Annotated in this window: 20 protein-coding genes; 16 read left to right on the forward strand and 4 right to left on the reverse strand. The window is 36.7% G+C overall.

The genetic code is table 11. The features are described 5' to 3' along the window. Positions 1-72 precede the first annotated feature (72 nt). The 12 genes from ABFU83_RS07325 to ABFU83_RS07380 all read left to right on the forward strand — a co-directional run bounded on the left by ABFU83_RS07325 (position 73) and on the right by ABFU83_RS07380 (position 7,188). The gene (locus ABFU83_RS07325) at positions 73-822 is read left to right on the forward strand and encodes a hypothetical protein (RefSeq protein ID WP_347069879.1); all 750 of its coding nucleotides are present in this window, start codon (positions 73-75) and stop codon (positions 820-822) included. Between the two features lie 10 nt (positions 823-832). Beyond that, on the forward strand, positions 833-1,243 hold the full coding sequence (locus ABFU83_RS07330) for a hypothetical protein (protein WP_347069880.1): 411 nt from the start codon (positions 833-835) through the stop codon (positions 1,241-1,243). Between the two features lie 8 nt (positions 1,244-1,251). After that, the gene (locus tag ABFU83_RS07335; RefSeq protein WP_347069881.1) at positions 1,252-1,668 is read left to right on the forward strand and encodes a hypothetical protein; all 417 of its coding nucleotides are present in this window, start codon (positions 1,252-1,254) and stop codon (positions 1,666-1,668) included. After that, a complete protein-coding gene (locus ABFU83_RS07340; protein WP_347069882.1) occupies positions 1,646-2,053 on the forward strand; it encodes a hypothetical protein in 408 nt (135 codons plus the stop codon). The genes ABFU83_RS07335 and ABFU83_RS07340 overlap by 23 nt, the downstream gene beginning before the upstream one ends. Positions 2,054-2,160: 107 nt before the next feature. Next, complete coding sequence (locus tag ABFU83_RS07345) at positions 2,161-2,880, forward strand: hypothetical protein (RefSeq protein WP_347069883.1); 720 nt, start codon at positions 2,161-2,163, stop codon at positions 2,878-2,880. Positions 2,881-2,905: 25 nt separating this feature from the next. Continuing rightward, on the forward strand, positions 2,906-3,340 hold the full coding sequence (locus tag ABFU83_RS07350) for a hypothetical protein (RefSeq protein ID WP_347069884.1): 435 nt from the start codon (positions 2,906-2,908) through the stop codon (positions 3,338-3,340). Between the two features lie 78 nt (positions 3,341-3,418). Then, positions 3,419-4,183 (forward strand): hypothetical protein, encoded by a 765-nt coding sequence (locus tag ABFU83_RS07355; protein ID WP_347069885.1) that lies wholly within the window; start codon positions 3,419-3,421, stop codon positions 4,181-4,183. A gap of 1 nt (position 4,184) precedes the next feature. Further along, on the forward strand, positions 4,185-4,694 hold the full coding sequence (locus ABFU83_RS07360) for a hypothetical protein (RefSeq protein ID WP_347069886.1): 510 nt from the start codon (positions 4,185-4,187) through the stop codon (positions 4,692-4,694). A 65-nt stretch (positions 4,695-4,759) separates the two neighbouring features. Next, positions 4,760-5,506, forward strand: coding sequence for a hypothetical protein (locus tag ABFU83_RS07365; RefSeq protein ID WP_347069887.1), 747 nt, complete (start codon positions 4,760-4,762; stop codon positions 5,504-5,506). Between the two features lie 10 nt (positions 5,507-5,516). Next, entirely contained in the window at positions 5,517-5,924 is a 408-nt protein-coding gene (locus ABFU83_RS07370) for a hypothetical protein (RefSeq protein ID WP_347069888.1), read from the forward strand. Between the two features lie 107 nt (positions 5,925-6,031). Next, a complete protein-coding gene (locus ABFU83_RS07375; RefSeq protein ID WP_347069889.1) occupies positions 6,032-6,745 on the forward strand; it encodes a hypothetical protein in 714 nt (237 codons plus the stop codon). A 23-nt stretch (positions 6,746-6,768) separates the two neighbouring features. Further along, a complete protein-coding gene (locus ABFU83_RS07380; RefSeq protein ID WP_347069890.1) occupies positions 6,769-7,188 on the forward strand; it encodes a hypothetical protein in 420 nt (139 codons plus the stop codon). A gap of 177 nt (positions 7,189-7,365) precedes the next feature. Here the strand turns inward: ABFU83_RS07380 and ABFU83_RS07385 are convergent, their stop codons facing one another. Beyond that, on the reverse strand, positions 7,366-7,548 hold the full coding sequence (locus tag ABFU83_RS07385) for a CAL67264 family membrane protein (RefSeq protein ID WP_136401298.1): 183 nt from the start codon (positions 7,546-7,548) through the stop codon (positions 7,366-7,368). 61 nt (positions 7,549-7,609) lie between these two features. Further along, positions 7,610-8,614 carry a DNA polymerase III subunit delta gene (holA, locus tag ABFU83_RS07390; protein ID WP_347069891.1) on the reverse strand — a complete coding sequence of 335 codons (1,005 nt, stop codon included), beginning with the start codon at positions 8,612-8,614 and terminating at the stop codon, positions 7,610-7,612. A gap of 55 nt (positions 8,615-8,669) precedes the next feature. On the opposite strand from holA, the gene ABFU83_RS07395 reads away from it, so the two are divergent. The 3 genes from ABFU83_RS07395 (at position 8,670) to ABFU83_RS07405 (ending at position 11,046) form a co-directional block, all read left to right on the forward strand. After that, positions 8,670-9,119 (forward strand): type I restriction enzyme HsdR N-terminal domain-containing protein, encoded by a 450-nt coding sequence (locus tag ABFU83_RS07395; RefSeq protein ID WP_347069892.1) that lies wholly within the window; start codon positions 8,670-8,672, stop codon positions 9,117-9,119. A 14-nt stretch (positions 9,120-9,133) separates the two neighbouring features. After that, entirely contained in the window at positions 9,134-10,129 is a 996-nt protein-coding gene (locus ABFU83_RS07400) for a glycosyltransferase family 2 protein (RefSeq protein WP_347069893.1), read from the forward strand. 77 nt (positions 10,130-10,206) lie between these two features. Then, positions 10,207-11,046, forward strand: a complete 840-nt coding sequence (locus ABFU83_RS07405) for an OmpA family protein (RefSeq protein ID WP_347069894.1) — start codon at positions 10,207-10,209, stop codon at positions 11,044-11,046. Positions 11,047-11,244: 198 nt separating this feature from the next. On the opposite strand, the gene ABFU83_RS07410 is transcribed toward ABFU83_RS07405, so the two are convergent. Then, positions 11,245-11,865, reverse strand: a complete 621-nt coding sequence (locus ABFU83_RS07410; protein ID WP_347069895.1) for an L-threonylcarbamoyladenylate synthase — start codon at positions 11,863-11,865, stop codon at positions 11,245-11,247. 30 nt (positions 11,866-11,895) lie between these two features. Next, complete coding sequence (locus ABFU83_RS07415) at positions 11,896-14,235, reverse strand: UvrD-helicase domain-containing protein (RefSeq protein ID WP_347069896.1); 2,340 nt, start codon at positions 14,233-14,235, stop codon at positions 11,896-11,898. 155 nt (positions 14,236-14,390) lie between these two features. On the opposite strand from ABFU83_RS07415, the gene ABFU83_RS07420 reads away from it, so the two are divergent. Next, complete coding sequence (locus tag ABFU83_RS07420; protein WP_347069897.1) at positions 14,391-14,906, forward strand: hypothetical protein; 516 nt, start codon at positions 14,391-14,393, stop codon at positions 14,904-14,906. Positions 14,907-14,918 lie beyond the last annotated feature (12 nt).

Below are 14,918 nucleotides of genomic sequence, written 5' to 3' on the forward strand. Positions count from 1 at the left end.
CTGTCAGATGTGAAATAGTTTCCCAAACAACATTCCCTCATAAAACGATTATTAATTTTTAAATCTTATTTTATGAGCACAAAATTAGTATTACCTATCCTTTTTGCCTTACTATTCGTATCCTGTGAAGTCGATCCGTTTGAGGAAACTTCTGGCAAAACATTGGAAATCGGTTCGCTTTCTAAAATGAAGGCTCCCCATACATGTAAGGACGAAGAACATTGGGTGGAGGCCGAAGACGGAACTATTTACTGGGATGAAAACGCGACTTCACAGGGTACAACCAAACCCGGAGAAACTTATTTGGGTGCCAATGTTCTGGTGGGAACTCATAACCGGGATTCCAACCTGAACGAACCGATTAACAGCGCCAGATTTCAACTGTACCTTGAAAAAAATAAGAATGGCTCATCAGCAGAGATCATGGGAAATACCGTCCCTGCCGATGTAAAAAAGTATGGAACTTTGGCCGAAGGGTTATATCCGGCCAAACATACTATTTATAAAAATGATGGGGCCTTATTAATTAATGGTGGACGTAATCTACCAACTGTAAACGGGAATCCCAATAACCCCAAAAATTATTATGACGATGGATCCTTAAAACCAAGCTCGGAACATGTTTTAGATCAGGTATTATTTCATAAAGGAAATTACAAAAGAGAATCATTATCTACATATCCAGATAAACATGGAAATGTACTTCCTATTTCAGCTGGATGTCAGACGGGTGGATCTGGTAGAGGAAGTTTACCTCTCTATAGAGATTTTATAAAAGAAGCTGAGGGATTTGAAGGAAATTACTATTTAAGAAAAACTTAAAAAATAAATCATGAAAAAAAACTTAAAAAATAGTTGTTGGTTATTTTGTTTTATATGTCTGTCATGTGCGATTTATAAGCATCCTAATCAAAAATTGGCAAATACAAAATGGTCTTATGATTTTGGTTATAATGATGGAGAATCAAACTATGTTTTATTTGAAAATCTAAAAAACTATAGCTTTTATAATGCAGAAACAGGAGATACTACAATTGGCACTTACTTCTATAAAAATGACACTATAAACTTCAATCAGGAATGTAGCATTTTTGATGAAGATTTTCCGGAAAACTCAAGGCATCGACAAGGGAAAATGGAATATAAAATGCTTATTAGAAATAAGAATCAATTAGGTTTTATGGAACTATGGAATAACAATACTCAAAAATGGAAAGAAGATTATTTTTTTACAAAAGAATAAATAACGTCATGAATTATCTATTACTATTATTCACCCTGTTTTCCTATACGACACAGGAACAACAAAATCCATTGGTTAACACCAAATGGGAATATACAGTCGCCGAAGGATGTGTGAATTATATTCTCTTTAGAGCAAACGGCATTTATGAAAATTATAGTTGTGAAATAGACTATCCTTTTTCCGGTACATACGAACTAAAAGGAGGTATTATATATTTTGTCGAAATAGATTTAGCGTCTAATTTACCTGGAGAAACAAACAAAGTTGTCAAAAATCGAATGAAAGGTCGTGTCGAGAATAACAAACTACGTTTTTTTGATCTGGAAGATTTTGTCGATGGAAAATGGGTAAAACCTAAACAAGATTCTATCCCGGAAATTTTCTATAAAAAGGTAGATCATGAAAAAAATTTTAAAAAATAATTGGTGGTTATTGTGCTTTATAAGTCTGTCGTGCGCTGTTTCTAAAAACTCTAATAAAGAACTAGCAAATACAAAGTGGAGTTATGATTTTGGACATGATGGAGTTATCAGTTACTTTAAATTTGAAGATAAAAAGAATTATATTTTTTTTGAAGCTGAGACAGGAGTCTCGACTTTCGGTACTTATATTTTTAATAAAGACACAATATATATTGATCAAAAATATGGTGATTGTGATCATGAATTTCCGGAAAACCCTCAGCATATAGCTGGTGAAAAAAAATACCAGATGCTTATTCGAAATAAGAATCAATTAGGTTTTATGGAACTATGGGATAACGATACTCAAAAATGGAAAGAAGATTATTTCTTTACAAAAGAATAAATAACGTCATGGAACACCTGACAGGTTTCTAAAATCTGTCAGATGTGAAATAGTTTCCCAAACAACACTCCCTCATAAAACGATTATTCATTTTTAAATCTTATTTTATGAGAACAAAATTAGTATTACCTATCTTTTTGGCCTTACTATTCGTATCCTGTGAAGTCGATCCGTATGAGGAAACTTCCGGCAAAACACTGAACGTCGGTTCGCTTTCTAAAATGAAGGCTCCCCATACATGTAAGGACGAAGAACATTGGGTGGAGGCCGAAAATGGAACCATTTACTGGGACGAAAACGCGACCTCACAAGGTACAACCAAACCCGGAGAAACCTATTTGGGTGCTACTTATAATGGATTATCAATATCCAAATACAAAACACATACTGTAAATGGTGTCGGTGTAGAAATAAAAGCAGGGTATAGTAATCGCTCCAAAAGCGATTCAGAAGTCCGGTGGATTCAAACTATTAGAACCAACGATCCATTAGGCGGTGCTTCTTCTCCCTATAACGATCCGCAGCCGGCAGACGATTCTAAACCCTTTTATTGGACAGATACAGAATTACCTAATTATAAAAATAAAGAAGGGCAAAATTTAATATTTTATGACAGACCAACAAGGAGCGGTTCACAAAACGGAATTAAATGGGAAGGAGAACTTTCAACAGTCATTAACAAGGGAAATGAATATAAACCTGCTGTTACTATAAGATATGGATTTGAAACAAAAGAAGGAGTAGCTGTACCTTTACCAATAGAAATCAATTCTCCTTCAAGTTTTCAAGACAAAACTATTGCAGCTTATAATAAAACTTTACCATAAGCTATAGAACTTAAAAATATAAAAAATGAAAAAATATACTATTTACATATTCTTAGTTATTTCCCTGACTTCTCCGACCTGTATATCGCAAGTTATTATTTATGAACCTATTGGGATAATGGATAAGTCACTTGCGAAAATATATATTCAGACTGTATGCAATACTGATAATATGACAAATGAGTTACAAAAATGTTTTGTTTTAGATACTTATAGTCTAAAATCGATAGCACAATCTATTTTAAAACAGCAACATACAAATCCTGATACTTTTAACTCTGCAACTGAATACCCCTTTGGTTCCTATATTGTTACCCTTATATCAAACGGAAGAAAAAAACAGCTTCTCTTATCAAATAAAAAAACGAGTCATCTTTTTTTTAAACAACAACTAGCTATACTCCCGAAAAACAGCAATCTATACTCTGAAATACAGCTAATTATAAACAGATTAAAATAATCCAAAGAAAGGTTTATGACTGAATAAAAAGCTATCATCTCCCTCATAAAACGATTATTAATTTAAAATCACAATTTTATGAGCACAAAATTAGTATTACCTATCCTTTTTGCCCTGCTATTCGTATCCTGTGAGGTCGATCCGTTTGAGGAAACTTCCGGCAAAACATTGGACGTCGGTTCGCTTTCTAAAATGAAGGCTCCCCATACATGTAAGGACGAAGAACATTGGGTGGAGGCCGCAGACGGAACCATTTACTGGGATGAAAACGCGACTTCACAGGACACAACCAAACCCGGAGAAACCTATTTGGGAGAAGCCGTAATTCTTTTTAACGGGAGTGTAAATGAAAAACCAGGTACAGAAAATAATCTTTTCGGAGAAGATGCAAAACTTGCAAAAGCAAAAGTCTATGGTCCATCCGGAACAAATGATATTAAAAATTACGACGGTTTTACTATGGGATCCGACAACAAAAAATTTGGCGCTATTGCAGATGGTAGATACCAATTTAACTATGATGATCGTGGAAAATCAGGTAAATTACAATCACATTGGGCTGTAGAAAACAGAGGTAATATTCCTGCTTTAAACGGTTACAATCCAAATCCGAACGCATCTACTAACAGAGAATTTAAAAACGGAATTTTTATCCATACCTCAAATAAAAACGGTTTCGCAGGAACGTATAACAATGGGAAAAATGGTATTAGTGAAGGCTGCTTATTGATTGTACCGAGTATATATGATACAGAAGGTATCTCAATAAATAATGGCTGGGATCAGTTCAACCAGCAACTACAAGGTGTAAAAGAAGGAACACTTCAAGTAATTCGAAAATAATATGAAAATACTTTCTTTTTTACTAGTACTACTTGCTTCACAAAATAGTGTGAGTCAAATTCAGGATTGCCAATGTAATGGGTTTCTTATTCCTGATCAAAAACAAATTCCGCTTTACAATAACAATAATACACAAACAATACTCTATACTATTAAAAACGATCCCTTCAATGAGGTGTATTATAATTTTTCAATTACAAAACATAAAAAAGGTTATCTAAGGGTAATCCCCTTTTCTATCAATGATAGTTTAAAAAAATCGGGGTGGATTAAAAATAAAAATGTGGGTATATATTCTGCTGCATATAATAGAATATTGTATTTATATGCTGATTCTAATAGCCAAAGTAATGTTTTATACAGCATTAAAGAATATTTTCCCGAACCTTTAACGATACTGTCATGCTCCGGAAAATGGTTGTATGTCGAAATGACTCTGAAAAATAAATGCTACAGGGGATGGATGGCTCCAGAAGACCAATGCTCCAATGTTTATACTACTTGTAATTAAAACTTTTGAAAGCCCCATCATATGTTTCCCTCATAAATCAATTATTAATTTTTAAATCTTATTTTATGAGAATACAACTATTGGCAATTCTTTTTGCCTTACTATTCGTATCCTGCGAGGTCGATCCGTTTGAGGAAACTTCCGGCAAAACATTGGACGTCGGTTCGCTTTCTAAAATGAAGGCTCCCCATACATTTAAGGACGAAGAACATTGGGTGGAGGCCGCAGACGGAACCATTTACTGGGATGAAAACGCGACTTCACAGGACACAACCAAACCCGGAGAAACCTATTTGGGTGTCAATGTTCTGGTGGGAACTCATAACCGGGATTCCAACCTGAACGAACCGATTAACAGTGCCAAATTTGAACTGTATCTTGAAAAAAACAAGAATGACTCATCTGCTGAGATTATGGGCAATACCGTCCCGGCTGATGTACAGAAATATGGAACTTTGGCAGAAGGGTTATATCCGGCAAAATATACTATTTATAAAAATGATGGCGCCTTATTAATTAATGGTGGACGTAATTTACCAACTGTAAACGGTAATCCTAATAATCCTAAAAATTATTATAACGATAGATCGTTAAAACCTAGCTCGGAACATGTTATAGATCAGGTATTATTTCATAAAGGGAATTACGGAAGAGAATCATTATATACACATCCTGATGAACATGGAAATGTATTTCCTATTTCAGCCGGCTGTCAGACAGGTGGATCAGGCAAAGGAAGTTTACCGGTTTATAACGATTTTATAAAAGAAGCTGAGGGATTTGAAGGAAATTACTATTTAAGAAAACCTTAATGCATAAATCATGAAAGAATTTGTCAAAAGAACAATACTGTTATTTTGCTTTGTATGTACGGCTTGTTCTGTTTCTAAAAGTCATATTGAAAAACTAGTGAACACTAAGTGGAGTTATAATTTTGGTCATGATGACGTTAAAAGCTTCTTTGTATTTAATGATATAGAAAACTATAAATTTTACAATGCAGAAACAGGAGATACCATCATAGGAACGTACTTTTTAAAAAAAGACACGGTTCACTTCAACCAAAAATATGGCGTTTTTGACCATGAATTTCCGGAAAACTCGCATCATCGGATGGGTTCAAAAAAATATAAGATGATTATTAAAAATAAAAATCAATTAGGCTATATCCGATTATGGGATAACGATACTCAAAAATGGAAAGAGGATTATTTTTTTACAAAAGAATAAATAACGTTATGGAACACCAAACAGGTTTTTAAAACCTGTCTGGTGTGAAATAGTTTCCCAAACAACATTCCCTCATAAATCAATTATTAATTTTTAAATCTTATTTTATGAGAATACAACTATTGGCAATTCTTTTTGCCTTACTATTTGTATCCTGTGAAGTCGATCCGTATGAGGAAACTTCCGGCAAAATATTGGAAGTTGGTTCGCTTTCTAAAAAAAAGCTTTCCAATGAATTTATAGACGGACAGCATTGGGTGGAAGCCGAAAACGGAACTATTTATTGGGACGAAAATGCAACCTCACAAGGCACGACCAAAACCGGGGAAACATATTTGGGCCCAAATGTACTGGTGGGAACACATAACCGAGATTCCAACTTAAACGAACCCATAAACAGTGCCAAATTCGAACTGTATCTTGAAAGCAATAAGAACGGTTCTTCTGCGGAGATTATGGGCAATACCGTCCCATCTGATGTAAATAAATATGGAACATTAGCAGAGGGCTTGTATCCAGCCAATGCTCAGGGACGAGGAGGTTATATCGCACGAGGACGAGAAGATTTAGCAATTCTTATTAATGGAGGTGGATCTGTCCCTACTGCTCCGGGCAGTCCAAAAGATCATATGACACAAATATTCTTTCATGCAGGGAATCAGTATCAAGAGTCTTTATATGATTCTAATAAAAATCCATATTCTGCTGGTTGCCAGACAAGCGGTTGTGGTCCAGAATCACGTCCTTTACACAATGACTTTATGAATACTGCAGGGCCTGAGTTTGAAGGCTCCTACTACTTACGTCCCAGTCCTAATTAGAAATCTACTTAATACGATTCGTCATGAATTATCTATTATTATTACTTACGATATTTTCCTTTGCCATACAGGAAAAACAAAATCCATTGGTAAATACCAAATGGGAATATAAATTCTTAGAACACTGTATTAGTTCCATCATATTTAAAGCAGACGGTACTTACGAAAATTATAATTGCGAGATGAACTATCCGTATTCCGGGAAATACGAAATAAAAAAAGACACCATTACTTTAATTGAAATTGATTTACTCTCGAATGTACTCAGTGTTAATGAAGAAAACAACTATAAAACAAGGATAATCCGAAAAAATAAACTTGTAAATAAGGGAGAATATTTACAATATATTAGTTGGGAAAATTATGACTATGAAAATAAAAAATGGTCCGGTGATGTTGTTTTTCCTCCAAATGAAATCATTTATAAAAAAATTGCTCAATAAGATCACACCTGTCTGGTGTTGTAAAAATAGGAAAACGGATTACCTTACATCAATCAAATGATTGGCTACCTTTTTACACCAAACAGGTTTTGAAAACCTGTTTGGTGTGATATAAGTGTAAAAAACAAAACCCGAAACGTATGTTTCGGGTTTTGTTTGTATCGTGCGAAAAGAGTCTTATACTCTTCCCTTTAAAGCATTAAATACCCATGCAATGGCAAAAAATCCGATTCCTACTGCTCCAAATCCCCAACCGGCTACGTCGGCATATCGGTAAACTGCCAGTCCGATTAATAATAATCCCATTAAAACCATTATCAGAGTGGCCCACCCTAAAATGGTATTTTTATTCATGCCCATATTCTTTAGTTTTTTTGAATCGCAAATATCGTAATAATATCACAGCCTTAAAAATATTAATCTAATTGAATATCTTAACCAGCATTTCTTTTAGCAAATCCTGTTGCGGTAAAGCATTGGCGCCTACTCCTTTGCTTTTTACGTCTATATCGCGTAAAACGGCGACAATCTGGCTTACCTTTTTCATCGGATAGTTTCGCAAGGCGACATCGTAATCTTTTAGAAAATACGGATTCACTTTTAGCACCTTCGCAGCATTAGCCGGACTTTTGTCTTTTAATCCGTGGTATTGCAACAATTGGGAAAAGAATCCGAAAATAAGTCCGGTTGTCACGACCAATGGGTTGTCTTTTGGATTTTGAGCAAAATAATCCGCGATCTGATAGGCTTTTAACTGGTTCTTCTCACCTATCGCCTTGCGTAACTCAAAGTTGTTATAATCTTTGCTAAATCCGATGTTATCTTCAATTATTTTTGGACTAATCGTACTTCCTTTTGGTAAAATAATCGCGAGTTTATCGAGTTCGTTGGCAATCTTGCTTAAATCGGTTCCCAAAAATTCCACCAACATCGCAGCGGCTTTCGGCTCAATCTGATATCCTTTACCGGATAACACCCGTTTAAGCCAGTCACCGACCTGGTTTTCATACAGCTTTTTACTCTCGAAAACTACGCCGGCTTTTTCCAGTACTTTGGTCACTTTTTTACGTTTGTCCAACGTTTTGTATTTATAACATACCACCAAAACCGTCGTTGGCTGTGGATTTTCGGCATAACTTTCCAGTTTGTCAATCGTTCGCGACAATTCCTGCGCTTCTTTAACAATCACGACTTGTCTGTCGGCCATCATCGGATAGCGTTTTGCATTCGATACAATATCGTCTATCGTAACATCACGACCGTATAAAACCATCTGGTTAAAGCCTTTTTCCTCTTCCGATAAAATAGTATCCTCGATATAATCCGTTAGTTTATCAATATAATAAGGTTCTTCTCCCATTAAAAAATAAATCGGTTTAATGTCGCCGGCTTTAATATCTTTTATAATCTTTAGTACTTCCTCCAAAACAGTTTCTTTAGCAATTACCCGGAAATCAAAAACTTCAATTTATATTTGCACTATGCAAAATCTGAATTTTCCGCCTTATTCCTTTCGGTTCAAAAATAGTGAAAATAAAGTGGCTATTTTTGATGCTATCCGTAAAAAATTTATCCAACTCACACCCGAAGAATGGGTACGTCAACATGTAATTCAGTTTTTATTACAGGACAAAAAATACTCCACATCCTATATCAATGTGGAGAAAGTCATCAAAATCAACGGACTGACAAAACGCTACGATGCGGTGGTTTTTAAACCCGACGGAAAAATTTTCCTGCTGGTTGAATGCAAAGCGCCCGAAGTAGCGATTACCCAACAGGTTTTCGATCAGATCGCCCGATATAACATGGTTTTGGAAGCCGATTATTTAATGGTCACCAATGGCTTAAATCATTATTTTTGCCGTATGGATTACGAAAAAAAGGAATACCAGTTCCTAAGAACATTACCGGATTTTCCATCCGTATAATACCCCCTGAAATTTTGAAAAAAATAGCGATTGTCATACTCAACTGGAATGGTGTAAAATTGTTGGAACAGTTTTTACCTTCTGTTGTCGAAAACTCCCCGGAAGCTACGGTATATGTAGCCGATAATGCCTCGACCGACAGGTCGGTTGCCTTTGTAAAAGAACATTTCCCTACAGTTTCCATTATTATAAACCGTGCCAATTTCGGATTTGCAGGTGGTTATAACGAAGCCTTACAATCGGTTCAGGAACCCATTTATGTATTGGTTAATTCCGATATTGAGGTAACACCAAACTGGTTACAACCGGTTATTGCTCTTTTTGATAACGAACCGGAAACGGCAATCGTACAACCCAAAATACTGGATTACAAACGCAAAACTCATTTTGAATATGCCGGTGCAGCCGGTGGTTATATCGACAAATATGGTTTTCCGTTTTGCCGGGGACGAATTTTCGAAACCATCGAAACTGACCATGGTCAGTATAACGATATTCACACTATTTTCTGGGCTTCGGGTGCCTGTATGTTTATTCGGAAAGATGTTTTCCATGAACTCAATGGCTTCGATTCCGACTTTTTTGCCCATCAGGAAGAAATTGACCTTTGCTGGCGTGCTTTTAACAAAGGATATAGTATTAAATATTGTGGTTTATCAACCGTATACCATGTTGGTGGTGCTACCTTAAACACCGGAAGTCCGCATAAAACATTCCTTAATTTCCGCAATTCGCTGTGGATGATGGTTAAAAATTTACCCAAAAAACAACTATTCACCATAATTTTTATCCGACTTTGTCTGGATGGAATTGCCGGTATTCGCTTTTTTTTTCAGGGAAAACCCAAACATACCTGGGCTGTTATTCGTGCTCATTTCTCATTTTATCGTTTCATTTCCAGGTTTTTAACAAAAAGAAGCAATCCTCAAAAAGAAAATTATTTTCGTATTGACTCCATTGTTTACCGCTACTTCATTAAAAATGGCAGGTTTTTTGATACTAAGATTTAACATTTGTTTATCGTTTTAAACTTTAACAAGCAGTAAAATCTTAGTAAATTCGTTATTCCTTATAAATTCAACATTGTATGAAAAAAGTCGTTATCGCCCTTTCGGTACTTGCAATTACACTAACATCCTGCGGATCGAAGAAAAAAATTGCAGCTCTAGAAGAAGAGAACAAAAAAATTCAGGACCTGTTAAACACCTGTACAGTTAAACTGAATACGTGTTTAACTGAAAAAGACCATATGGCAAGCCAGATGGAATTTTTGAAGAAGAACAACTCCGATTTAATCAATAATATGGGGAATTTAACTACCCTTTCTTCAAAAGGTGCTGAAAATCTTGAAAAATCATTGGAAAGTCTTAAGGAAAAAGACCTTAAAATTACCCGTTTACAAGATGCTCTAACGAAAAAAGACAGTGTAACGCTTGCTTTGGTTACCAGTTTAAAAAGTTCGGTTGGTATCAACGATCCGGATATTCAGGTAAATGTAGAAAAAGGTGTGGTATTTATTTCCATTGCTGATAAACTACTTTTCAAAAGCGGAAGTTATGTTGTGAGCGACCGTGCTAAAGAAGTGTTGGCTAAAGTAGCTAAAGTGGTAAACAGTAAACCGGATTTCGAATGTATGGTAGAAGGTCACACGGATAATGTGCCAATTAAAAACGCTGTATTGGTTGATAACTGGGATCTTTCTGCAAAAAGAGCGACTTCAATCGTTCGTGTTTTACAGGATGATTTGGGTGTAAATCCAAAACAATTAATCGCAGCAGGAAGAAGTTTCTATGTTCCGTTGGCCGACAATGATACGCCGGAGAACAGAGCTAAAAACAGAAGAACCCGTATCGTGGTTTTACCTAAAATTGATCAGTTCTACGATATGATCGAAAAAGAAATGAAAAATATGACCGGTAAAAACTAAACCGTTATATACTAAAAATGAAAAAGCAGGTCCAAAAGACCTGCTTTTTATGTATTCCTAATTTTTTTTAATAACCAATTAAATATTTAATTAAGAATGACACCTCTTTTATATTGTTATATTTTTAGCCGATTTGTTACGCTAAGTTATTGATATATTATCGTATAACCAAAGTTTTTCCGATAATTCAATAAAGTACTACAAAATATCCGGATCGCCTTTTCCTTCCCGAACAACTACCGGTTCGAATCCGGAAAGGTCGATAACCGTCGAAGCATGGTTGTCACCATAACCGCCATCAATAACCATATCGACCAGGTTTTGCCATTTTTCAAAAATCAATTCCGGATCGGTTGTATATTCAATTACCTCATCATCGTCATGTATGGAAGTGGAAACAATCGGATTTCCAAGCTGTCTTACAATTTCCAGTGCAATAGCATTATCCGGTACACGAATCCCGACCGTATTTTTCTTTTTAAATTCTTTTGGAAGATTGTTGTTTCCCGGAAGAATAAATGTATACGGTCCCGGCAAAGCTCTTTTCAGAATCTTAAAAGTAGCCGTATCGATTTGTCGTACATAATCCGATAAATTACTCAAATCACAGCATACAAACGAAAAATTTGCTTTTTCGAGCTTTACGCCTTTGATTTTTGCGATTTTTTCCAATGCTCTCGAATTGGTGATATCGCAACCCAAACCATAAACGGTATCCGTCGGATAAATAACCAGTCCGCCCTCTTTTAGGCATTTAACCACTTTTGCAATGGCTGCCGGATTCGGGTTTTCAGGATAAATTTTAATGAATTCTGCCATGATTTTATATTTTAAGGGTTATATAACTTCTTATCCGATTACCTGTAGTTTCGCAAAACGCAACAGTAATTTTTTAATCCCGCCCACTTCAAACTTGATTTCGGCTTTTTTATCAGCTCCGGCTCCTTCCAGATTCAGGATTTGTCCTTTTCCAAAGCGTTCGTGCATCACAATATTCCCAACACTCAATCCATTGTCGTACGGACTTGGCCCAGCTGCAGCCGGTATACCACCCGAAACCGGTTTTAATTTACGGATATTGCGATCCATTTTAGGCTCTTCGTTGTCGGTTATATATTTTGGCGGTGTGCCGGCAACCGGTTTACTCAGTCGCAATTTCGATTTGTCCACATCACCAAAAATATCGGCATTAATAGTCGGCTTATAACGGTAATTCGTTTCCACCGGTGTTAAGTATTCCAGATATTGTCCGTCGATTTCCTCAATAAAACGAGACGGCTCACTGTCGACAAGCTTACCCCAACGGTACCGCGATTGCGCATACGTCAGATACGCCTGATGCTCGGCTCGTGTTAGGGCCACATAGAACAAACGACGCTCTTCTTCCAGTTCGCTTCGCGTATTCATACTCATCGCACTTGGAAACAGATCTTCTTCCATTCCGACAATAAATACGGTTGGAAACTCCAGTCCTTTTGCCAGGTGAATGGTCATTAAAGCCACACGATCGTCATCGCCGGTATCGTTATCCAGATCCGTCGCCAAAGCCACATCTTCCATAAACTCCGATAAAGCACCACGCGCTCCGTCTACTTCCTTCTGCCCTTCGATAAAGTCTTTGATACCGCCCATCAACACCTCGATATTCTCGATACGAGCGATACCTTCTGGTGTGGCGTCTTTTTTCAACTCCTGAATCAATCCGGTTTTTTTGGATACGTGATCCGTTAAATACAATGCATCCTGTGTTTCATTGATCACCTGAAAACTTTTAATCATCGTCACAAAATCCTGTAATTTGTTTTTTGTGGTGGAATTTAATTTCAGATCAATCTTATCGATATGTTCCATGATTTCAAAAATGGAACGTCTGTAATGATTGGCTGCAATCGTTAGCTTTTCTACGGTCGTACCACCAATTCCCCTTGCCGGATAGTTGATCACACGTATCAACGCCTCTTCATCTTTCGGATTAATTACCAATCGAAGGTAGGACAATACATCTTTGATTTCTTTCCGTTGGTAAAACGATAGTCCGCCATAAATACGATACGGAATGTCTTTTTTACGCAACGCATCCTCCATTGCACGCGATTGCGCATTGGTACGGTATAGAATTGCAAACTGATTGTTGCTCATCTGGTGTTGCATTTTCTGTTCGAAAATGGTACTGGCCACAAAACGACCTTCTTCACCATCGGTAAGGCTACGATGTACTTTGATTTTAGGTCCGAATTCGTTGGCCGTCCAAACGACTTTATCCAGTTTGGTTTTGTTTTTATCGATAATCGTATTCGCCGCTTCTACAATGTTTCGCGTTGAACGGTAATTTTGTTCCAGACGATAGGTATTTACGCCTTCGTAATCTTTCTGGAAATTCAGGATATTGTTGATATTCGCCCCACGGAAGGCATAAATACTCTGCGCATCATCTCCTACTACACAGATATTCTGAAAACGGTCGGATAGCGCACGAACAATCAGATATTGGGAATGGTTCGTATCCTGATACTCATCCACCAGAATATACCGAAAACGATCCTGATATTTCATTAAAACATCCGGGAAACGGGTTAGCAATTCATTGGTTTTCAGTAATAAATCATCAAAATCCATCGCGCCCGATTTAAAACAGCGCTCTACATAATTCTGATAAATTTCGCCCAGACGCGGCTTTTTACTCATCGCATCGGCTTCCTGTAATTCCGGGTTATTGAAATAGGCTTTTACCGTAATCAAACTATTTTTATACGACGAAATACGTCCCAAAACCTGTTTGGGCTTGTATACATCCTTATCCAATTGCATTTCTTTGATAATCTGCCCGATTAATCGTACGCTATCCTGAGAATCATAAATCGTAAAATTCGACGGATAGCCCAGTTTATCGGCTTCATTTCGCAATATTTTGGCAAAAACCGAGTGAAAGGTTCCCATCCACAGGTTTTTGGCTTCGCTATTCCCCACAATACTTGCAATACGGGTTTTCATCTCCCTGGCGGCCTTATTGGTAAAGGTTAACGACAAGATATTAAACGCATCCACACCCTGATGCATCAGATAAGCAATACGAATGGTCAGTACCCTTGTTTTTCCGGAACCGGCTCCGGCAATCACTATCATTGGCCCGTCTTTTTGTAATACAGGCGCCCGCTGGGCTTCATTTAACTGGTCAATATAATTTTGCATGGTCATGATATCAAACCTCAAAAATACTACTCATTATGCTTTATTACAATTAAAATCAGCAGAGTTTTTTATTTTGTTTGTTTATTTCTTTATTCGTTTATTTGTAACACTTTGAACCGATTTTCAATTCATTAATCAATTATCCCGATTCAATCATGGATACTACCAAAATAGTAGAATTATTAGCGTATACCGTTCCGGCAATTATTACCGGTGGTGTAGCCTATTACTTTTTTAATCTGCATACTAAAAACGAAGAAGGACGCCGTCGTTTCCTATTGCATAAAGAAGCACAAAAAAGCGCACTTCCGATACGTTTACAGGCTTTTGAACGCATGACATTGTTTCTGGAGCGTATTAGTCCGGCGAAATTACTGGTCCGTATCGCTCCGCATTCCCAGGATAAAAACGATTATGAAAATTTACTGATCCAACATATCGAACAGGAATTCGAACACAACCTGACCCAACAGATTTATATTTCGGAAGAAAGCTGGAACATTATCCTTACGGCTAAAAACACGACGATTCAGATGATTCGGAAAGCGTCGATGGGTGCTGAAAATGCCAATAAACTCCGTGAAATCATTTTGAGTGATATGATGGAAAAACAATCGCCTAGTTCGGTAGCGCTTTCCTATCTGAAAAACGAAGTAAGCGATTTATTCTAAGACTTCCTTTAA

The sequence above is a fragment of the Flavobacterium sp. WV_118_3 genome (assembly GCF_039778605.1).
Taxonomy (GTDB): Bacteria; Bacteroidota; Bacteroidia; order Flavobacteriales; family Flavobacteriaceae; genus Flavobacterium.